The sequence below is a fragment of the Actinomadura sp. NPDC048955 genome (assembly GCF_040649435.1).
Taxonomy (GTDB): Bacteria; Actinomycetota; Actinomycetes; order Streptosporangiales; family Streptosporangiaceae; genus Spirillospora; species Spirillospora luteofluorescens.
Genome location: NZ_JBEZJI010000012.1, coordinates 122,774 through 143,251, shown reverse-complemented (window position 1 = coordinate 143,251; position 20,478 = coordinate 122,774). Strand labels below are relative to the sequence as shown.

Here is a 20,478-nt window from a genome sequence, read left to right as displayed (position 1 = left end):
CCCCATGCGCACCCGAGCCCTCGCGATCACCCTGACCCTCGCCACGACCTCCGCGGGACTCGCCGCCCCGGCCCACGCGGCCGGCGGGCCGGCCGGACGGGCGGTCCGCTTCACCGACTCCGGCGGCGTCCACGTCGTGAACGTGCGGCGCGTCGACGACCGCCAGTACGCGCTGCGCGTCAGCACGGCCGCACTGGGGCGGGCCGTCGACGTGCGCGTCCTGCTGCCGACCGGCTACGACCGCGGTCCCCGCGCCCGGTTCCCCGTCCTGTACCTGTTCCACGGGACGTCCGGGCGCGCCTCCGACTGGGTCGACCGCGGCGACGCCGAGCGGACCACCGCCGGACGGCCGCTGATCACCGTCATGCCGGACGGGGGCTTCGACGGCAACGGCGGCGGCTGGTACACCGACTGGGCCGACCCGCGCACCCGGCTCGGGCCCTCCAGGTGGGAGACCTTCCACGTCAACCAGCTCATCCCCTGGATCGACCGGAACCTGCGCACCGTGCCGGCGCGGGAGGGCCGGGCCATCGCGGGCCTGTCGCAGGGCGGCTTCGGGGCGATGAGCTACGCCGCCCGCCATCCCGAGCTGTTCGTGTCCGCCGCCTCGTTCTCAGGCGCGCCCGACATCGCTCACGACCCGATCGTCTCCGTCGGCGCGACCGGCGTCGTGTCCTACGTCGCGGCCGTCGGCGACGGCGTGCACCCCGACGCGATCTTCGGTTCCCGGCTCGGGAACGCGATCAACTGGCGCGGCCACGACCCGGCGACCCTCGCGCCCAACCTGCGCGGGATGCGGCTCGCGCTCCACACCGCCACCGGCGTCCCGGGCCCGCTCGACCCGCCCGTCCCCGACCCGGCAGCGATGGGAATCGAGGCCCTCACGCACGCCTCCACCGTCAGCTTCCACCGGCGGCTGGACGCGCTGAAGATCCCCAGCCACTACGACGACCACGTGCTCGGCACCCACACGTTCCCGTACTGGGCCCGCGACCTGCGGCGGCACATCGGCCCGCTGATGCGGACCTTCGCCGCCCCGCCGCGCCCGCCCGCGAAGGTCTCCTACCTGTCGGCTGACCCGGCCTGGACGCAGTGGGGCTGGACGGTCTCGCTCAAGCCGTCGAAGGCGCGGCGGTTCAGCGCGCTGACGGACGCCTCCGCCACCGGGTTCACCCTGCGCGCCGCCGGTACCGCCACCGTCACGACCCCCGCGTCCTACCGTCCCGGCACACGCGTCGTCATCGCTGTGACGCGCGGGAGGGCGCGCACGGCCATCAGGACCGCGGCCGGCCCGTCCGGGCGGCTCACCTTCACGCTGCCGCCCGCACGCGGCACCACGACCACGCTGGTCGCGATCAGCCGTCCATGACCCCCGAGCGCAGCAGCAGCCGCACGTGCTCGATGACCGGGGCCCTGATCGCGCGCAGCGCCTCCATGTCGCCCGCCGCGATGGCCGGAGTCACCATCGAGCTCACCGCCGCCACGATCACCTCGCACGCGAACCGGCCGGCGTCGCCCGTCACGCCCATGAGGTCGGCGAGGCTCGCCGCCAGGTCGCGCTGGACGCGCGTACGCCGCCGGACCGCCTCCGGACCCGCCGCGAACACCTCCACCAGGAACAGCCGCGCGTACGCCGGTTCGGCCGCCAGCGCCTCCAGGTAGGCGGTCATGACGCGCTCGAACCGTTCGCCCGCGTCGCCCTCGCCCTGCGCCGGCCCCTGCCCGGGGGCGCCGCCCTCGCCCTGCATCGCCTCCTCCAACTGGAGGTACAGCAGCAGGCCCGCCTGGTCGAAGGCGGCCATGAAGCAGTCGAGCTTGGACGTGAACAGCGCGTAGAAGCTCTGCCGTGACACCCTGGCCCGTTTCAGGACGTCCTCCACCGACGTCCCGACGAACCCCTTCTCCGCCATCGCCTGGGCCATGGCGCCGCACAAACGGTCGCGATGCACCCGCTCGACCTCCGCACGCGACAGCGCGTGGCGCCCCCTGGGGAGGCGGCGCGGTGTGGGCCCGGGCTCGGACGTCTGCATCCGCTCAGGTTAGGGCACGGGCGCTACCCTGCCCGGGCCATCCCGTAACGGGCGATGAGACCGGTGTGACGGCATTCACCCGGCGGTCCGTACACTGGGCGAACGGGACCGCGGCCGCCCCCCGGGACGGATCACCCCTGGTCCCGCGTTTCGGCGCGCCGTGACCCTGCCTTCACGTACGCGGTGGGACGTACGTCACACTAGGCAAGTAGGTGTTCGAGGAGGAATAGCGTGACCGATCGCGACGTGGACGTTCTGAGCAGAGCCCCGCTCTTCGAGGCTCTCGACGAGCAGGGTGCCAAGGCGCTGCGCGCCAACGTGACCGAGGTGCGTCTCGCCCGCGGACAGACGCTGTTCAACGAGGGCGAGACCGGGGACCGGCTCTACGTCGTCCTCGAAGGAAAGATCAAGCTGACCCGCACGGCGCCGGACGGGCGCGAGAACCTGCTGAGCGTGCTCGGCCCGAGCGAGATGTTCGGCGAGCTGTCGCTGTTCGACCCGCGCCCCCGCACCGCGAGCGCCATCGCGGTCACCGAGTGCCGGCTCGCCGGGCTCGGCCACGACGACCTGCGGCCCTGGCTCACCGGCCACCCCGAGGTCGCCGTGCAACTGCTCCGCGCGCTCGCGCAGCGGCTCCGCAAGACCAACGACGTGATGGCCGACCTGGTCTTCACCGACGTGCCCGGACGCGTCGCCAAGGCGCTGCTCGACCTCGCGGAGCGCTTCGGCCAGCCGTCGGAGGCGGGCCTGCACGTCCACCACGACCTCACCCAGGAGGAGCTGGCGCAGCTCGTCGGCGCGTCCCGCGAGACGGTCAACAAGGCCCTCGCCGACTTCGCCCAGCGCAACTGGCTGCGCATCGAGGCCCGCGCCGTGGTGATCCTCGACATCGAGCGGCTCCGCAAGCGCTCGAAGTAGGGGGAGTCAGCCGGTCCCGCGCTCGGCGAGGTAGTCGAGCTGGGACTGGACCGACCACTCGGCCGCGGGCCACAGGGCCTTGTCCACGTCGGCGTAGACGCGCTCGACGACCTCCCGGGCGGTGCGGGCGCCCGCGGCGACCGCGGCCTCGACCTGGGCGAGGCGCTCGCGGCGGTGGTCGATGTAGTGGTCGAGGACGGCGATGGGGTCGTCCAGCTTGGGCCCGTGACCGGGGAGGATCGTTGCGGCGTCCCGGTCGGCGGAGAACCGGCGGAGCCGGTCGAGCGAGCCGAGGTAGTCGCCGAGGCTCCCCTCCAGCACGGTCGTCCCGTACCCGAGGACGGTGTCGCCGGTGAGCACGGCGCCGTCGGCCGGAAGCCAGAACGTCAGCGAGTCGTCGCTGTGCCCCGGCGTCTCCATGATCCGCAGCTCCAGGCCGCCCGTGGTGACGACGTCGCCCTCCGCGAGGCCCTCGTCGCCGAGCCGGTGCCGGGGGTCCAGCGCCCGCACCGCGACCCCGCCGCCCGCCATCCTCGCGAACTTCCCGGCGCCCGCGGAGTGGTCCGGGTGCCCGTGGGTGAGCAGGACGAGACCGACCCGCCGCCCCTGCGCCTCCACCGTCTCCAGGACGCGCCGCAGGTGCTCGCCGTCCTTCGGCCCGGGGTCGACGACGACGGCCTCGGCGGCACCGGGCTCGGCGATGATCCAGGTGTTGGTGCCGTCCAGGGTCATGGCGGACGGGTTCGGGGCGAGCACACAGGTCGCCCGCTCGGTACCCATCCCGTCGATCTCCGTCATGTCCCCCATCCTGCCCGAGGCGCGATCGGGGTGGCGGGCCGGGTTCCAGCCGAGACGCTCCAGCCGCCGCAGCGCGGAGGTGCCCGCCAGCCGCCACAGGACGGCCTGGCTGAGCGGCACCCGGCGGCGCACGTCCGTCAGCCCTGCGGGTAGTGCCGCGCGACGCCCTCGGGCAGGACGAGGTAGGCGTCGCCGTCGATGATCTCCGCGACCGGCTCGTGCACGACGATCTCGCGCGGCGCGGCCAGGACGTCGGCCACCGTCGCGAACTCGGCGAGTTCGGCCAGCGTCGCGATCGTCGGCGGCAGCATCATCCACTCGCCGCACGCGGCCCGCTCGGCCGCCTCCGCCGGGCTCACCCAGGCGACCTGGTCGGCCTCGGTGCTGACGTCCCTGGCCCGCTGCCCCGCCGGCATCGCGGCCACGAAGAACCGGGTGTCGTAGCGCTTGCGCTCGATCTTGGGGGTGATCCAGTGCGCCCACGGGCGCAGCAGGTCCGAGCGCAGCACGAGACCGCGCCGGTCGAGGAACCCCCCGAACGACTGCGAGCGGTCCAGCAGCGCCTGCCGGTCGGCCTCCCAGTCGTCGCCGCGCGTGTCGTCCACCACCGTCTCCCCGGTCGGACCGGCGAGCAGCACGAGCGTCTCCTCGAACGTCTCCCTGACCGCCGCGCAGACCAGCTCGCGGGCCAGCGTCTCGTCGGCGCCGAACGCTTTGCCCCACTCGGCGGGAGACGGCCCGGACCACGCCAGCGCCGCCTCCCCGTCACGTGGGTCGACCGAGCCGCCGGGGAACACGTAGGCGCCGGGCGCGAACGCCATCGACCGGACGCGGCGCAGCATGAACGCCTGCAACCCGTGCTCGTCGTGGTCGCGCAGCACGACCACCGTCGCCGCGTGCTTGGCGGCCACAGGCTCGGTCCGGCCTTCCAGGATGTCCTCGACCTGCCCCCGGAACGATTCGGGCAGCTTGAGTCCGTTGGTGTTCCCCATGGCGAGCCATTCGGACATACCGAATGGCGTTCCGTCAAGCCCGGCGCCTCACGCCACCTCGGCGATCAGCTCCACCTCGACCGGGACGTCCCGCGGCAGGACGGCGACGCCGACGGCGCTGCGCGCGTGCTTTCCCGCGTCCCCGAACACCTCGGCCAGCAGGTCGCTCGCCCCGTTGATCACCTGGGGCTGGCCGTGGAAGTCCGGAGCGCTGGCGACGAAACCGACGACCTTCACGATCCGTACGATCCGCGACAGCTCGCCGACCTCCGCCTTCAGCGCCGCGATCGCGTTCAGCGCGCAGATCCGCGCCTGCCGGGCCGCCTCCTCGGCGCTGACCTCCGCGCCCACCTTCCCGGTGGCGCCCAGCTCCCCCTTGACCAGGGGGATCTGGCCGGCGGTGTAGACGAGCGACCCCGTCCGCGCCGTCGGCACGTAGGACGCGACCGGCGGGACGACCTCCGGCAGTTCGATGCCGAGCTCGCGGATCCGCTCTTCAGGCGTGCTCAAAGCCCATTCCTCCTCGTTGAGGTCCGTTACGACGGGGCTGTTCCGGCGGTCGCCGCTACTCGACTTCGCGCTTGAAGTAGGCGACGAGGTTCTCGGGGTTCGGCCCCGGCAGGACGGTGACGAGCTCCCACCCGTCCTGGCCCCAGTTGTCGAGGATCTGCTTGGTCGCGTGCACCAGCAGCGGAACGGTCGCGTACTCCCACTTCTTCATGGCCCTCACCCTAGCGATCGCCATACCCGAACCCCGCTCGAACCCGCTGTTCACAGGACGGCCCTGGACACGCCCACCGGTCACCGGAGGCCGCGCTGACGGGCCGCGCCGGGGACGGTCAGCCGGCGGTGCGGGGCCGGTCAGGGCCGTTCGCGAATCTCTGGTCCGACGGCAACGACGAACGGAGAGAACGATGAGCAAGAGCGTGCTGATCTCAGGGGCGAGCATCGCGGGCCCGTCCCTGGCCTACTGGCTGGCGCGGTACGGGTACGACGTCACCGTCGTGGAGCGGGCGGAGGCGATCCGGCCGGGCGGCCAGGCCGTCGACTTCCGCGGCGAGGTGCACATGCGGGTGCTGGAGAAGATGGGCGTCCTGGACGAGATCCGGCTGCGGCGGACCGACGCCGGCCCGCTCGACCTCATCGACGCCGCGGGACGGACGCGGGTCAGCCTGCCCGACTCGTTCACCGGCGGGGACGTCGAGATCCACCGGGGCGACCTCGCCGAACTCCTGTACGAGCTGACCCGGGACTCCGCCCGGTACGTCTTCGGCGACTCGATCGCGTCCATGACCGAGACGGCGGACGGCGTTCACGTCACCTTCGAGCGCGGAGCCCCGCGCACGTTCGACCTGGTCATCGGCGCCGACGGGCTGCACTCGAACGTCCGGCGGCTCGCGTTCGGCGACGAGGGGCGGTTCGTCTCGGACTCGGGCTACCACGTCGCGATCTTCGAGGCGCCGAACCGGCTCGGTGTCGGCACCGGCAAGCTCTACAGCGAGGTGGGGCGCGGCGTGTCGGTGTACCCGACCCGCGGCGGGACCGGCGCGAACGTCATGTGCGTGTTCGCCGACCACGACCTGAAGCCGCACCGCCGCGACCAGGACGCCCAGAAGCGCGCGCTGGCCGAGAGGTTCGCCGGGATGGGCTGGCACACCGGCACTCTCATGGACGACATGTGGGACGCCCCCTACTTCTACTGCGACTCGATCAGCATGGTCCGGATGGACTCCTGGACGAAGGGGCGGGTCGCCCTGCTCGGCGACGCCGGCTACGGCGCCACCTGCGGCGGGATGGGGACGGGCCTCGCGGTCGTGTGCGCCTACGTCCTCGCGGGCGAACTGGCCGCGGCGGGCGGCGACCACCGCGCCGCGTTCGCCGCCTACGAGAAGGGCATCAAGAAGTTCACCACCGCGTGCCAGCGGGTCGCGGGCGGGGCCGGGCCGTTCTTCGCCCCGAAGAGCGAGCGCGCGCTGCGCCGCCGCGCGACGGTCTACCGGCTGCTGACCGCGGGCCCGTTCATCAAGATCCTCAACAAGCTGACCACGCAGGCCGCCACGGCCATCAAGCTGAAGGAGTACCCGGAGCCGAGCTCAACGCCTCACGCCGCATGACCGGGCTCTCTGGCACCCGCCCAGGGACCCCCGTCGTACCGCTCGTTAACGCGCGGACGCCTGGAGCTCACCCTTTGGGGGCCTCTGGCGGGTCGGTGGGGTGCTCGGCGCGGAGCATGATGCGGCGGAGCAGGTCGGAGAGGGTGCGGCGCTCGGCGGGGTCGAGGGCGCCGAGCAGGCGGGTCTCCTCGACGCCGAGGCCGTCCATCGCGTCGCGCCAGGCGGAGCGACCTGCGGGGGTGAGCTCGACGACGACGCGGCGGCGGTCGGTGGCCGAGGGGGACCGGCGGACGAAGCCGCGGCGCTCCAGCGCGTCCAGCCGCCCGGTGATCGAGTTCGGCGGCATGGCGAGGTCGGCGGCGAGCCGGGAGGGGGCGGCGGTGCCGTGCCGGCCGGCGAGCGCGTGCAGCGTGTCGAACTCGTGCCGCTGCAGGCCGGAGGCGGCGAGGAGCTCCTCCTTCATCCGCCGGATGTGCTTGGTGAAGAAGATCATCCGGGTCACGGCGCCCTCGATGTCGGGGTCGAGGTCGGGCACGATCGGCGCCCACCGCTCCACATGCTCGTCGACCCGGTCCCTCGCGCCCATGCCGGAATCGTAGCCCTCCCGGTGATTTATCGGCGAATAATTCGTTAGCGATTAGTTCGACACCGAACTACATTGTCCGACCATGACCCACCCCCTGCGCGGCCGGGACTTCCGGCTGCTGGCCGCCGCCCGCCTCCTGTCCCTGACCGGCGACGCCGCCGTCCCCGCCGCGCTGGCGCTCGCCGTCCTGCGGGCGACGGGCTCCACGTCGGCGCTCGCCCTCGTGCTCGGCTGCGCCATGGTGCCGCGCCTGCTCCTGCTGCCCCTCGGAGGCGTGCTCGCCGACCGCCTCGACGCGCGCGGCGTCGCCCTCACGACCGACCTCGCCGCCGCGGCCGCGCAGCTGTTCGCGGCGCTGGAGCTGCTGGGCGGCGAGCCGCGGCTGGGACACCTCGCCGCCGCCCAGGTGATCGGCGGCGCGGCCTCGGCCTTCCAGGCGCCGACCATCTCGCCCCTGATCGCCGGGACCGTCGAGCCGTCCGGGCTCCAGAAGGCCAACTCCCTGATGGGCCTCGCCAACGGCGCCACCCGCCTCGCCGGGCCCGCCCTCGCCGGCACCTTCGTGCTGACCGCCGGCCCCGGCTGGACGTTCCTGCTGGACTCGGCGTCGTTCGCCGCGAGCGCGGCGCTCCTCGCCCTGGTACGCGTCCGGCACGTCCCTGTCCCGCGGCGCTCACTGCGGGCCGACCTGGCGGAAGGCTGGTCGGAGGTCCGCTCGCGCGACTGGTACTGGACGAGCCTCATCGCGCACGGCGTCTGGAACGGCACCTCCGCCGTCCTGCTCACCCTCGGCCCCGCCCTCGCCGTCGAGCGGCTCGGCGGCGAGGGCGTCTGGATCGCGACCGTCCAGGTGGGCGCGGCCGGGCTCGTCGCGGGGGCGCTGCTGGCCGCCCGCGTCCGGCCGCGCCGTCCCGTCCTCGTCGCGAACGCGGGCCTGGCCGCGCTGGCGCTGCCCCTCGCCCTGTTCGCGGTCGCCGCGCCCGCGCCGCTGCTCGTCGCGGCGTATGGGCTGGCGCTCACCGGCCTCGGCGTTCTCAACCCCACCTGGGAGACCGTCGTGCAGCTGACCATCCCGCCGCAGGCGCTGGCCCGCGTGACGTCCTACGACTGGCTGCTGTCGCTGGCCGCGGCGCCCCTCGGCTACGCGCTCGCGCCGTGGGCCGCCTCGATCTGGGGCCCATCCGTCCCGCTGTGGACGGCGGCCGTCCTCGTCGGTGCCGCCTGCCTGGGCACGGCGGCGGTGCCGGGCGTCCGGCGCCTGACCATGCCCGAGGCCACGCCGGACGCCGCGACCGCCTCACCTCAACCGCAGGCCGGGTGAGGCCCGCGGGTCAGCGGGGCGGCTGCTCCTCCGGGGTCTCCTGTGCGCCGCCACCGATGCCGCGCCGCTGCTCCTCCCGCGGAGCGGACACCTCGGACCCGCGGCGCTTGGGCTCGTCCAAACCGATGACCGGCGGGACCTCCTCGGCCGACTCCAGCGACGACGACTGCTCGGCCGCCTTGGCCAGCTCCTCCTCTGCCTTGGCGAGCCGCTCGCCGAGGTCGGGCCTGCTTTCGCCGCCGTCCTCGGACCGTCCCGCCGCACCGCCCGCGGCACGCTCGAAGAAGCGCAGGATCTCCACCGGCAGCGGCATGACCAGCGTGCTGTTCTTCTCGGCCGAGACCTCCACGACCGTCTGCAGCAGGCGCAGCTGGAGGGCCGCCGGGTCCTGCGACATGATCTCCGCGGCGGCGGCGAGGCGCTTGGACGCCTGGAACTCGCCGTCCGCGGTGATGATGCGGGCGCGGCGCTCCCGCTCCGCCTCCGCCTGCCGGGCCATCGACCGCTTCATGCCCTCCGGCAGCGAGACGTCCTTGATCTCGACACGCTCGATCAGGATGCCCCACGGCCCCTCGGTGATCTCGTCGATGATCGCCCGCAGCCGCATGTTGATCTTCTCGCGCTCGCCGAGCAGCTCCTGCATGTCGGCCTGCCCGATCACCGACCGCAGCGACGTCTGCGCCACCTGCGAGACCGCGTACCCGTAGTTGTGCACGTTCACGATCGCCTTCACCGGGTCGATCACCCGGAAGTAGACGACGGCGTCGACACGGACGCTCACGTTGTCCTGGGTGATCCCGTCCTGGCCGGGCACCCCCATCGTGATCGTCTGCCGGCTGACCTTCTGCATGCGCTCGGCGATCGGGACGATCACCGTCAGGCCCGGCGCGCGCACCGCGCCGGGCCGCAGCTGCCCGTTCCGCTGGACCTGCCCGAACCGGAACACGATCCCGTGCTCGAACTGCTGCACGACCCGGATCGACGACGACAGGGCGATCAGGCCGACGACCACGATGACGAGCAGGATGATCAGGGCCACCGCTTCCATCACGGCACCTCTTTCGCATGAGGGCCCGGGCCCCGGGAGGCGCCCCCGGAGCTCCGGCGGGCGTCCGGACCGCTCAGGGCCCGGACGGAACCGTCCATAGCACGGCTCACGTTTTCAAGCTAACCGCGCGGGCAGGCCGAATGACAGCGTCCGGGCGGGGGAACCGTGTCAGGGATCACTTGCATGAGGGCGACCGCCCCCTCAAGTGTTTGACGAGTGAACGATATGGTCGATCGGGTGAGCGCGAGAGACACCGACTGGGACGGCGTACGCCTCCATGTGGTCACCGGCAAGGGCGGCACGGGCAAGACGACCGTCGCCGCCGCCCTCGCCCTTGCCCTGGCCGCCGGCGGCCGCAAGGTCCTGCTCGTCGAGGTCGAGGGACGCCAGGGCATCGCCCAGCTCTTCGACTGCCCGCCGCTGCCCTACGAGGAGCGCCGCGTCGCCGTCGCCCCGGACGGCGGGGACGTCCACGCGCTCGCCATCGACACCGAAGAGGCACTCATCGAGTACCTCGAGATGTTCTACAACCTCAAGCGCGCCGGGAAGGCGATGACCAAGCTCGGCATCGTCGACTTCGTCACCACCATCGCCCCCGGCCTGCGCGACGTCATCCTCACCGGCAAGACGTCCGAGTCGGTGCGCCGCAAGAAGAAGGACGGCTCGTTCATCTACGACGCCGTCGTGATGGACGCCCCGCCCACCGGCCGCATCACGAAGTTCCTGAACGTCAACGACGAGGTCTCCGGCCTCGCCAAGGTCGGTCCCGTCCGCAACCACGCCGACACCGTGATGAAGGTCGTCCGCAGCCCCGAGACCGCCGTGCACTTCGTCACGCTCCTGGAGGAGATGCCCGTCCAGGAGACGATGGACGGCATCCGCGACCTCACCGCGGCCGGGCTCCCCGTCGGCGGCGTGATCGTCAACATGGAGCACCAGCCCGTCCTCTCCGAGGACGACCTCGCCGTGGCCGCCGCCGGGTCCCTGGACACCGACGAGATCGTCCGCGGCGTGAAGGCCGCCGGCCTGGAGCATGACGCCGAGTCGATCGCCGCCGTCCTCGCCGAGGAGGCCGTCGACCACGCCCGCCGCACCGCCCTCCAGCGCCGCGAGAAGGAGCGCCTGGACTCCGTCGACCGGCCCCGCTACACCCTCCCCCTGCTCTCCGACGGCATGGACCTGGCGGGCCTCTACGACCTGGCCGCCGCCCTCCGCGACCAGGGCGCGGCATGACCGCGCCCGCCCCCACCCCCCACCGCGGCGTCTCCTGGGTGAGGCTGACCCCCCGTGCGGGCGAGGACCGACCGGCAGAGGTGAACCGATGAGCCAGACCAGCAAGACCCCACCGGTGCTCGACGTCGACCGGCTGCTCGACGACCCCCGCACGAAGATCATCGTGTGCTGCGGGTCGGGCGGCGTCGGCAAGACCACCACGGCCGCCGCGCTCGGCGTCCGCGCCGCCGAGCGGGGACGCGACGTCGTCGTCCTCACCGTCGACCCGGCGCGCCGCCTCGCGCAGTCGATGGGCCTGTCGGAGCTCGACAACAACCCGCGCCGGATCGAGATCGACGGCGACGGCGAGCTGCACGCCATGATGCTCGACATGAAGCGGACCTTCGACGAGATCGTCGAGGCGCACGCCGACCCCGACCGGGCCAAGCAGATCCTCGCCAACCCCTTCTACCAGTCGCTGTCGTCCAGCCTGTCGGGGACGCAGGAGTACATGGCGATGGAGAAGCTCGGGCAGCTGCACCGCTCCGGCGCCTGGGACCTGATCATCGTCGACACCCCGCCGTCCCGGAACGCGCTGGACTTCCTGGACGCCCCCGAGCGGATGGGCCGCTTCCTCGACGGCCGCTTCATGAAGCTCCTCGCCGCCCCGGCCAAGACCGGCGGCCGCTTCGGCGTCAAGGTGATCAGCGCCGGGTTCGGCGTGTTCACCGGCGTCATCAACAAGGTCCTCGGCGTCCAGCTGCTGCGCGACGTGCAGACGTTCGTCGCCGCCTTCGACACGATGTTCGGCGGGTTCCGGGAGCGCGCCGAGAAGACGTTCAAGCTCCTGCAGACTCCGGGCACCGCGTTCCTCGTCGTCGCCGCGCCCGAGCCCGACGCCCTGCGCGAGGCGTCCTACTTCGTCGAGCGCCTCGCCGAGGAGCGGATGCCGCTCGCCGGCCTCGTGGTCAACCGCGTCCACGAGTCTGCCGCGGACACGCTGTCGGCGGCCCGCAGCCAGGCCGCCGCCGAGACGCTGGAGGAGCGCGGCGAGCACACGCTGACCGCGGCCCTGCTGCGCCTGCACACCGACCGCCTGCAACTGGCCGCCCGCGAGGAGCGCCTCCGCGACCACTTCGCGTCGACGCACCCGACCGTGCCGGTCACGGCCGTCCCGGCGCAGGCGGAGGACGTCCACGACCTCGACGGCCTGCGCCAGGTGGGCGAGGACCTGGCCGCGCCCGCCGCATCCCCCACCGCCGCCTGACGCCCGGCCGGGCGTCAGGCCGTTCCGCACTCTGATCAGCGAAAACAGACATTTATGGCGTGGCGATAGGCCCGTACCCAAAAGGTGGTACGGGCCTACCGGCCACGCTTTATTTGGACCGTGCCGGTCCTTGGACCGCTGCCGGACGGGCCCCGGGGGCCCGTCGAACTAGCTGGCGACGAGTTCTTCCTCGTCGACCTCCGCCGACCGCTCGTACTCTTCCTTCGCGGTCTCCAGAAGGTCGCGCCACGAGCGCACATCCGGCCGCCGCCGCAGCAGGGCTCGACGCTCCCGCTCGGTCATCCCGCCCCACACACCGAACTCGATCCGGTTGTCGAGAGCGTCGGCGAGACACTCCGTGCGCACCGGGCAGCCGCGGCAGATGAGCTTGGCTCGGTTCTGCGCCGCACCCTGCACGAACAGAGCGTCCGGATCCGCGTTACGGCAGGCGGCGCGGGCGGTCCAATCCGTGATCCACATCTTGGCCCCACTCCCCTAGGGTCTGTGTCGATTTGCGCTCCTTGGCCGGACGGGCGCGGACGTCAGGCCGCCAAACGAAAGCCGTGGGGAAGAACTTACGGAAGCGAGGGACGTTTCAACAGCCCCCGTTGGGCCCATTCTCGATATAGCCCACCGGGGCCATACCGCCGGAACGGACTAGTTACCTGTAGTTGACGCGCCAGACACCGCGCAGGTTGTCACGATGAGGGCATAACGGACGAAGATCCTGATCAGCCGGTCCGGAAAGCACGAACCCTGGGGGACCTGTCCCTAATGCACTGCTCGTCCCGCGTACCCTAGACCCCGTGCGCGTTGCGAAGAACGATCGGGCCCAGGCCGCGTCCACGCTGTTCAGGTTGCTAGGTGCCGGGGTGGTGGCGGGCCTCATCGTCGCGCTCATCGCGTTGCCCGCCGTAGGCAGCGCCGGGCTCACCGCCCGCGACGCCGCCAACAACTTCGAGGACATGGACAGCCAGCTCAAGACGACACCGCCGTCCGAGAAGACGGTGATGTACGACGGCAACGGCAAGCAGGTCGCCACGTTCTTCGACAAGTACCGCGAGTCCGTCCGGCTCGACCAGGTCGCCCCCATCATGCGGCAGGCGATGATCGACATCGAGGACTCGCGCTTCTACGAGCACGGCGCGCTCGACCTCAAGGGCACCATCCGCGCGATGGCGTCCAACGTCGAGTCCGAGCAGACGCAGGGCGGCTCCACCCTCACCCAGCAGTACGTCAAGAACCTCCTCGTCGACAGCGCCAAGTCCGAGGAGGAGTACCGCGAGGTCACCGCGCCCACGGTCGGGCGCAAGCTGCGCGAACTCCGCTACGCGCTCGACGTCGAGCAGCGCCTCACCAAGGACCAGATCCTTGAGGGCTACATGAACGTCGCCTACTTCAGCGCCGGCGCCTACGGCGTCCAGGCCGCGTCCAAGCGGTACTTCAGCATCCCCGCGTCCAAGCTGGAGCTCGGCCAGGCCGCCCTCCTCGCCGGCATCACCCAGAACCCCACCGCCTTCGACCCCATCCGCAACCCCAAGGACGCCCGCAAGCGCCGCGACGTCGTCCTCTACCGGATGGCGCAGCTCCGCCACATCACCAAGGCGCAGGCCGACGCGGAGGCCGCCAAGCCGATCCAGCTGAACCGCACCGACCCGGTCGGCGGCTGCGAGACCAGCAAGGCGCCGTACTTCTGCGAGTACGTGAAGTACGACATGCTCAACATCCTGTCGGACGGCAAGTACTGGCAGCTCAAGCCGAAGCAGCAGCAGACCGTCGTCAACAAGCTGAACCGCGGCGGCTACACCATCCGCACCACCCTCGACATGGACGACCAGCGCGCCGTCGACAGGGCCCTGCGCGGAACCGTCGCACCCGGCGGCAACCGCGTCGGCGCCGAGGCGATGGTCGAGCCCGGCACCGGCAAGGTCCGGGCCATCGGACTGAGCAAGCGGTACGGCGCCGGCAAGGGCCGCACGACCATCAACCTCCCGGCCGACTCCGCGCACGGCGGCGGAAGCGGCGTCTCGGCGGGCTCGACCTTCAAGGTCTTCACCCTCGCCGCCGCCATCGACCAGGGCATCCCGGTCAGCACGACCATCAACTCGCCGCAGACCACCACGGTCAGCGGGTTCCAGCCGTGCCGCTACACCGGGACGTTCGACGGCAAGAAGGTGAAGAACGCCATGGTCGGCGGCGGCCCCTGGACCCTGTCGAACGCGGGCGACAGCGAGAAGGGCAACTTCAACCTGAAGACCGGCACCTGGCACTCGGTCAACACCTTCTACGCCGTCCTGGAGAAGCGCGTCGGCGTCTGCAACGCCGTCAAGATGGCCGAGAAGTTCGGGATGAAGCAGGCCACCGGCGACCCCCTGATGCCGATCGCCTCGCAGGTCCTCGGCGTCAACGACATCGACATGGTGCACCTCGCCGCCGCCTACGCCGGCTTCGCCGCCCGCGGCAAGTACTGCGCCCCCCTCTCGGTCACCGAGGTCGTCGACCCCGAGGGCAAGAAGCTCAAGCTCCCCAAGCAGGACTGCCACCAGGCCCTCGACCAGGACGTCGCCGACAAGGTGAACTCGATCCTGCAGGGCGTCCTCACCAAGGGCACCGCGGCCGGACGCAGCATCGGACGTCCCGCCGCCGGCAAGACCGGAACCTGTGAAGAGTTCACCTGCGCCGTGTTCGCCGGGTTCACCCCGAACCTCGCCGCCGCCACCGCCTACTGGGACTTCCGCGGCCCCTGGCAGTACAAGGTCTACGGCGTCTACGGCGCGGACATCCCCGGCGGCATGTGGCAGCAGTCCATGCGCAGCGCCCTGGCGGGCAAGCCCGCGCCCGGCTTCCAGACCCCGACCCGCGACTTCGGCGACACCACGAACGTCCCGCAGGTGAAGGGCCTCACGGTCGCCGCCGCCACCGCCAAGCTCAAGGGCGCCGACCTGAAGGTCCAGGTCGCGTCCGGCTCCGTCGACTCCGACCAGCCGAAGGGCACGGTCGTGTCGACCTCACCCGACGCGGGCACCTCCGTCCCGCCCGGCACGACGATCATCCTCTACGTGAGCGGCGGCAAGAAGCACGGCGGGCCGCCACCAGGCGACTGACGCGAAAGGGCCCGGCACGCGCCGGGCCCTTTCTCATTCCGCGAGCTGCCGCTTCACCTCCGCCGCGACGCGCCCGCCCTCCGCGCGCCCGGCCACCTTCGGATTCACCGACTTCATGACCTGCCCCATCGCGCGGGGCCCCGACGCGCCCGTCTCGGCGATCGCGTCCGCCACCAGCGCCGTCAGCTCCTCGTCGGACAGCTGCGCGGGAAGGTACCCCTCCAGCACCTCGCCCTCGTCCCGCTCCGCCTTCGCCTGCTCCTCGCGCCCCGCGTCACCGAACGCCGTCGCGGCCTCCCGCCGCTTCTTCGCCTCCCGCGTGAGCACCTTCACGACGTCGTCGTCGGAAAGCGTCCGCGACTGCTTGCCGGCGACCTCCTCGTTCTTCACCGCCGTGAGCGCCATGCGCAGCGTGCGCGTCCGCAGCTCGTCGCGCGCCTTCATCGCGGACGACAGATCGGTCTCCAGCTTCTCCTTCAGGGTCATGCCCAACATCATGCCCGTCCGCGACCTTCCGCCTCATCAGGATTACCGAGCGGCGCCCATGTCTGAAAGCATGGAACCCTGAGAAGGGAGAGCCGTGCGAAAGATCCACGCCGTGCCGCTGGGAGTGCTGGGCGCTGGTGCCGCGACCTTCGGGTACGCCTCGTTGATCGAGCGGAACTGGTTCCGCCTCCGCCGCTTCGACGTACCCGTGCTGCCGCCCGGCCGCCCCCCGGTGAAGATCCTGCACATCTCCGACGCGCACCTCACGCCCGGCCGGTCACGCCTGATCCACTGGGTGCGCTCGCTCGACGCCCTGGAACCGGACCTCGTCGTCAACACCGGCGACTCCCTCTCCCACCGCGACGCGATCGGCCCCTTCCTCGACGCCCTCGGCCCCCTCCTCGACCGCCCCGGCGTCTTCGTCTACGGCTCCAACGACCTGTACTCGCCGGTCCTGAAGAACCCGCTCCGCTACATCTGGCGCACGAGCAAGTCCGACTACGGCCGCCGCCGCCGCGAGCCCGACCTCCCCTACCGCGAGCTCGGCTCGTCCCTCCAGGCCGCCGGCTGGCTCGACCTCAACAACCGCATCGGCCGCCTCAAGGTCGGCGAACTGGACGTCGAGTTCGGCGGCATCGACGACTCCCACATCAACCGGGACCGCTACGACAAGATCGCCGGCCCCGTCGACCCGCAGGCCGACGTCCACCTCGGCGTCATGCACTCCCCGGAACCCCGCAACCTCGACCGCTTCACCGCCGACGGCTACGACCTCCTCCTCGCCGGCCACACCCACGGCGGCCAGGTCTGCGTCCCCTTCTACGGCGCCCTCGCCACCAACTGCGGCCTCGACCGCCCCCGCGTGAAGGGCCTCCACAAGCACCGCGGCTCCTGGCTCCACGTCTCCGCGGGCCTGGGCACGTCCCCGAAGGCCCCCATGCGCTTCTGCTGCCCGCCCGAGGCCTCCCTGCTCACCCTCGTCCCCCGACGGTGAACTGGAAGACCGCCCCTCTCCTAGCCACCCTGTACGACTTCGCCGTCCAGAACCGCGCCCTCTCCCGCCTGGGAGCCCGCGTCCTCTGGAACTACGACATCACCCACCTGCACGAACTCATCGCCGCCCAGGACCCCACGGCCCTAACCCTGGACATCCCCTGCGGCGGCGGCCTGGCCATACGGGACAACCCCCGCCACGTAGCAGCCGACCTCTCCCGAACCATGCTCAAGAGGGCCCGCCGCAAGACGACCACCCTCGTCCAGGCAGACATCTACAACCTCCCCTTCCCCACCGACACCTTCGACGCCTGCCTCACCTACAACGGCCTGCACTGCCTGAAAGACCCCCAGCGGGCCCTACGCGAACTCACCCGAGTCCTACGCCCAGGCGGCACCCTCCAAGGCACGACCCTCGTCAGGGCCGCCGGCCGAGACCCCTTGATCAACCTGTTCCGCCGCCAGGGCGCCTTCGGCAACCCAGGCACCAGAACCGAGCTCCGAACCTGGCTGGAGACGGCCCCCCTGACGAACATCACCCTCACCGCCTCCGGCGCAGTGACCGCCTTCACAGCCCGAAAATCAGGGACGCACCACTCCCCAGCATCCGCTAAGGTGGACTAGGCGCCGGGAGAAACGTACGACTCCCGGGCAGCCATCACCGGGGTGTAGCGCAGCTTGGCAGCGCGCTTCGTTCGGGACGAAGAGGTCGTGGGTTCAAATCCCGCCACCCCGACAGAAACCGCCAGGTCAGAGGCCGGTTCTCCACACAGGAGACCGGCCTCAAGATCTTTTGACCCCCATCTGACCCCGACCCTAGCCGTGACCCCGCGACCTCCAGGGTCACGCACCATCACCAACCGGCCACAGCCCAGGCGCGCCGACACCCATCTGAACCATTGCTTCTGCCGCTCGCACCACCCGTTCCATTCCGCTCCTGCCTCTTTCGGGGCAGCGTCCAGCGGACAGCCCCAGGCTGCCAGCCCGCGAACATGGACGTAGGTGCATGAGCCGAGATTGTGCTCCTATCCAGTGAACGCCGACTGCCCGTCGGGCAGCAGGGAGCTCGCCAACGGATCCTGCGTCAGCGGCCACAAAGTGGTCTAGCTCATCACCGCCCTTTGCGTTGGGCATGATCCAAGGCAAGGACTCCGGTGAGCCCACTGTCGCCTCGGCATGCCGCCGAACCACGCGATTAGGCGGTGTGGGTTGCCGCCGGCCGCCGACAGAGCGACTACTGGATGGGGCGGCCGGACTCCGGTGAACGCGTGGACCTAATCGAAGATCCTGCCGAGCACGTGTGAGTGGTCGGTCTTGTAACTGATGAGCATGGCCAGTGACTCGGACGGCACGTGGACGCTCTGGCGTGGCCACACCCGCGAGTCCGATCGGCGGTGCATCCGCCTTGACCCGCCGGACATCCTGCTGCCCACAGCTGAGTCACTGGATTCACCTGGGCCGTCGCGACTGTGGCAGCCCAGGCTCGGCGACCTCGATGGTCCGAAGGCACCGGCCATTCCGGCCTGCCCCTCGACGAGGACGACCTTGCAGCGGTGCTGCTGCTGGCATCGACCGCCGGGGGCTAGCCTGAGGCAGCGTCATCCTTAACGCCATAGCCGAACACGAATGGACCGGCTTCTTGGTGCTCTCCTGCGCCCGCTCAAGGCGCCGCTCAACAACCTCTTGCCTCGCATCCACCAGTACGCCCCCTTATATGGACGTAGAACTGACGGTTGTGTAGCGGCTGTCTTCAGGAGCCTAGCCTCCTACTTATCAGCGCGCCGGGCTACCTTGTGAGCTGACTATACCCGGTGCCGCTTCGCCCCACCGATGGCCGCACTTCGACCATTTTCCACGGCCACAGGGGCATGGGCGGCTGCCCCGCACCGGGGAGAAGTTTCTCCAGTACGGGCGCCGGGTCAGGGTTGCCGCCGCAGTTGTCAAACCGACGTCGTCCACAAGGGCAAGAGAGCCATCCAGGATGTCAGTGATCAGACGGCCGGCTCCGATCACGGCATCCGCAACAATAAAAGCGATCTTCGGCTCCATCAACTGTTGCTGGCCATCGCCCTCAAGCGAGAGCGGAGACCTTGCGTAATACCGAACGAGGACAGCACCTGACTCGTGGGCCATCGGAGGAGATGCGTACGCAATCGTGGCCCCGAACGCCGGGTGTGCCGCATCAGACAGCCAGTCGTACCATTCGTGGAAGCGCGAGTCTCCTGAGACCTTGGCCAGCTTCTTCACCAGCGTCAAGACGTTGGTCGCCTGCAGCTTCTCGTGGCTGTGCGCGAGGCGAGATCCCATGCCGGCATGTAGTAGGACGGGCGCAAGGGCATCACGGACGCTCCCGGGCCGTTTGAGCGCATCCGCTGGCGTGGCCTTGGCGATACGCCATGCCTCGGCGAGCTTCTGCGCCTGGTCGACGAGTGCACCTGCTTCCTCGACGACAGCTCGCGCTGTTACCGCTCCAGAGGCGATCCGCCAGCGCCAGAGATTATCCACGGTGTCTTCAAGGAGGTCGATGCTCCGCCAAGCGTGCACTAGCCACCAACTGACGAGCCGTGTATGCAGTTCGGGGTAGATCACCGCGGCTGCTTCATCCCGCATCCCGGGTTCTGACGGTTCATCCAACGCCAAGATCGCGACCTCGTCGTCGGAAGCCACGTATACCCAGTCTTCGCGACGCTTGGCGGCAATTGCTTTCCACCGGGCGATGTCGCGGCCCGTGCGCGGGACGAGTAGGAGATCGACCGTACCAGCGTTCACCGTCAAGATTCGCAGGTCCTCAACGCGACGGATTAGCGCGTCCAGTTCCTTGGTGCGTGTTTCTCCCAGCGCCTTGGCAGCCGTCTCAGCCATGCTCGGTCGCGCTTGCATAGATGATCACATCCTCATGTCGTGGTATACGCTCACCCAGCAAGGGTCGTAAAGCTTCAGACTCCACTAGCATCGGCTACGAGTGTGTTCGGGCGCACTTTATATTCTCGTTTTCCACGTAAGCGAGTGGCCCCAGCGCGGAGATCCCGAGAAGCCTTGCCCGAGGACCCCGCACCGCTGCTTGGACATTGCCGACGAACGAGAAATGTGCTCCCAGACTGCTCGGCGCTCGTGGCTTGGGAACGTGCAGTGACCGCGAGAGGTTACCTCTGTCGTGGCCGTCATGCTTCGGCGGCGGATGCCGCCAGCCGAGCACATCCAACCGAATCAGGCCGCGCACGGCCATCACTTCCTCAATATAGGGACTCGATCATCTCCGTAGGGCTCCCCCCGTAGCATGAGCCCGCCTCAGCTTGCCACTGCTCCACCCAGGGCAGGACATCCAGAAATCCTGCAAGGAGCGGAACCGCGTCATCCCCTTCCTCGATCAGGCCGATGAGAATCAAGGCACGCTCGCGATGGTCCCCCTACCCATCGCGCTGGAAGGCCGGTTCAGTGGCTCGACCGGCCGATGGTCTTGTGTCCTAGCTGCCACCGGGTCCAGAATGTCGGTCGCGCGGAGGTCAGCGAGCAGGTCAGCGAGCAGGTCAGCGAGCAGGTCAGCGAGCAGGTCAGCGAGCAGGTCAGCGAGCAGGTCAGCGAGCAGGTCAGCGAGCAGGTCAGCGAGCG

At 70.6% G+C, this 20,478-nt stretch carries 19 protein-coding genes and 1 tRNA gene; 10 read left to right on the top strand and 10 right to left on the bottom strand.

Going from position 1 to position 20,478, the window contains the following annotated elements; genetic code table 11:
• Nucleotides 1-4: 4 nt before the first annotated feature.
• The gene (locus AB0C84_RS15085; RefSeq protein WP_361065783.1) at nt 5-1,369 is read left to right on the top strand and encodes an alpha/beta hydrolase family protein; all 1,365 of its coding nucleotides are present in this window, start codon (nt 5-7) and stop codon (nt 1,367-1,369) included.
• Here the strand turns inward: AB0C84_RS15085 and AB0C84_RS15080 are convergent.
• Nucleotides 1,356-2,030 carry a TetR/AcrR family transcriptional regulator gene (locus AB0C84_RS15080; protein WP_361065780.1) on the bottom strand — a complete coding sequence of 225 codons (675 nt, stop codon included), beginning with the start codon at nt 2,028-2,030 and terminating at the stop codon, nt 1,356-1,358. The two genes, AB0C84_RS15085 and AB0C84_RS15080, sit on opposite strands and share 14 nt — an antisense overlap.
• 231 nt (nt 2,031-2,261) lie before the next feature.
• Here AB0C84_RS15080 and AB0C84_RS15075 point away from each other — a divergent pair, with 231 nt between their 5' ends.
• Entirely contained in the window at nt 2,262-2,948 is a 687-nt protein-coding gene (locus tag AB0C84_RS15075; RefSeq protein ID WP_067483689.1) for a Crp/Fnr family transcriptional regulator, read from the top strand.
• Between the two features lie 6 nt (nt 2,949-2,954).
• Here the strand turns inward: AB0C84_RS15075 and AB0C84_RS15070 are convergent, their stop codons facing one another.
• The 4 genes from AB0C84_RS15070 to AB0C84_RS15055 are packed head-to-tail and all read right to left on the bottom strand — an operon-like array spanning nt 2,955 to nt 5,459.
• The gene (locus tag AB0C84_RS15070; protein WP_361065776.1) at nt 2,955-3,878 is read right to left on the bottom strand and encodes an MBL fold metallo-hydrolase; all 924 of its coding nucleotides are present in this window, start codon (nt 3,876-3,878) and stop codon (nt 2,955-2,957) included.
• Between the two features lie 5 nt (nt 3,879-3,883).
• Complete coding sequence (locus AB0C84_RS15065; protein WP_361065894.1) at nt 3,884-4,738, bottom strand: NUDIX hydrolase; 855 nt, start codon at nt 4,736-4,738, stop codon at nt 3,884-3,886.
• 48 nt (nt 4,739-4,786) lie between these two features.
• Nucleotides 4,787-5,248 carry a RidA family protein gene (locus AB0C84_RS15060; RefSeq protein ID WP_258941950.1) on the bottom strand — a complete coding sequence of 154 codons (462 nt, stop codon included), beginning with the start codon at nt 5,246-5,248 and terminating at the stop codon, nt 4,787-4,789.
• A 55-nt stretch (nt 5,249-5,303) separates the two neighbouring features.
• Nucleotides 5,304-5,459, bottom strand: coding sequence for a DUF4177 domain-containing protein (locus AB0C84_RS15055; protein ID WP_089310660.1), 156 nt, complete (start codon nt 5,457-5,459; stop codon nt 5,304-5,306).
• Between the two features lie 193 nt (nt 5,460-5,652).
• Here AB0C84_RS15055 and AB0C84_RS15050 point away from each other — a divergent pair, with 193 nt between their 5' ends.
• Entirely contained in the window at nt 5,653-6,852 is a 1,200-nt protein-coding gene (locus tag AB0C84_RS15050) for an FAD-dependent monooxygenase (RefSeq protein ID WP_361065771.1), read from the top strand.
• 67 nt (nt 6,853-6,919) lie between these two features.
• On the opposite strand, the gene AB0C84_RS15045 is transcribed toward AB0C84_RS15050, so the two are convergent.
• The gene (locus AB0C84_RS15045) at nt 6,920-7,438 is read right to left on the bottom strand and encodes a MarR family transcriptional regulator (protein ID WP_361065768.1); all 519 of its coding nucleotides are present in this window, start codon (nt 7,436-7,438) and stop codon (nt 6,920-6,922) included.
• Nucleotides 7,439-7,520: 82 nt separating this feature from the next.
• Between AB0C84_RS15045 and AB0C84_RS15040 the strand changes: the two genes are divergently transcribed.
• Complete coding sequence (locus AB0C84_RS15040) at nt 7,521-8,759, top strand: MFS transporter (protein ID WP_361065765.1); 1,239 nt, start codon at nt 7,521-7,523, stop codon at nt 8,757-8,759.
• 10 nt (nt 8,760-8,769) lie between these two features.
• Here the strand turns inward: AB0C84_RS15040 and AB0C84_RS15035 are convergent, their stop codons facing one another.
• Nucleotides 8,770-9,807, bottom strand: coding sequence for a slipin family protein (locus AB0C84_RS15035; RefSeq protein WP_361065762.1), 1,038 nt, complete (start codon nt 9,805-9,807; stop codon nt 8,770-8,772).
• Between the two features lie 237 nt (nt 9,808-10,044).
• Here AB0C84_RS15035 and AB0C84_RS15030 point away from each other — a divergent pair, with 237 nt between their 5' ends.
• Both AB0C84_RS15030 and AB0C84_RS15025 read left to right on the top strand, forming a co-directional pair.
• The gene (locus AB0C84_RS15030) at nt 10,045-11,040 is read left to right on the top strand and encodes an ArsA-related P-loop ATPase (RefSeq protein WP_361065759.1); all 996 of its coding nucleotides are present in this window, start codon (nt 10,045-10,047) and stop codon (nt 11,038-11,040) included.
• Between the two features lie 88 nt (nt 11,041-11,128).
• Nucleotides 11,129-12,286 (top strand): ArsA family ATPase, encoded by a 1,158-nt coding sequence (locus AB0C84_RS15025; RefSeq protein WP_258941957.1) that lies wholly within the window; start codon nt 11,129-11,131, stop codon nt 12,284-12,286.
• A 168-nt stretch (nt 12,287-12,454) separates the two neighbouring features.
• On the opposite strand, the gene AB0C84_RS15020 is transcribed toward AB0C84_RS15025, so the two are convergent.
• Nucleotides 12,455-12,766, bottom strand: coding sequence for a WhiB family transcriptional regulator (locus tag AB0C84_RS15020; RefSeq protein WP_141579858.1), 312 nt, complete (start codon nt 12,764-12,766; stop codon nt 12,455-12,457).
• A 326-nt stretch (nt 12,767-13,092) separates the two neighbouring features.
• Here AB0C84_RS15020 and AB0C84_RS15015 point away from each other — a divergent pair, with 326 nt between their 5' ends.
• A complete protein-coding gene (locus AB0C84_RS15015; RefSeq protein WP_258941958.1) occupies nt 13,093-15,390 on the top strand; it encodes a transglycosylase domain-containing protein in 2,298 nt (765 codons plus the stop codon).
• 33 nt (nt 15,391-15,423) lie between these two features.
• On the opposite strand, the gene AB0C84_RS15010 is transcribed toward AB0C84_RS15015, so the two are convergent.
• Nucleotides 15,424-15,876: a GatB/YqeY domain-containing protein gene (locus AB0C84_RS15010; RefSeq protein ID WP_179845377.1), complete on the bottom strand. Its 453-nt coding sequence runs from the start codon at nt 15,874-15,876 to the stop codon at nt 15,424-15,426.
• 94 nt (nt 15,877-15,970) lie between these two features.
• On the opposite strand from AB0C84_RS15010, the gene AB0C84_RS15005 reads away from it, so the two are divergent.
• From AB0C84_RS15005 to AB0C84_RS14995, 3 genes are all read left to right on the top strand, one after another.
• Nucleotides 15,971-16,870 (top strand): metallophosphoesterase, encoded by a 900-nt coding sequence (locus AB0C84_RS15005; RefSeq protein WP_258941959.1) that lies wholly within the window; start codon nt 15,971-15,973, stop codon nt 16,868-16,870.
• A complete protein-coding gene (locus tag AB0C84_RS15000; RefSeq protein ID WP_361065753.1) occupies nt 16,867-17,493 on the top strand; it encodes a methyltransferase domain-containing protein in 627 nt (208 codons plus the stop codon). The genes AB0C84_RS15005 and AB0C84_RS15000 overlap by 4 nt, the downstream gene beginning before the upstream one ends.
• A 38-nt stretch (nt 17,494-17,531) precedes the next feature.
• Nucleotides 17,532-17,605 (top strand) — tRNA-Pro (locus AB0C84_RS14995).
• Between the two features lie 1,037 nt (nt 17,606-18,642).
• On the opposite strand, the gene AB0C84_RS14990 is transcribed toward AB0C84_RS14995, so the two are convergent.
• Nucleotides 18,643-19,731, bottom strand: a complete 1,089-nt coding sequence (locus AB0C84_RS14990) for a hypothetical protein (protein WP_361065750.1) — start codon at nt 19,729-19,731, stop codon at nt 18,643-18,645.
• Nucleotides 19,732-20,478 lie beyond the last annotated feature (747 nt).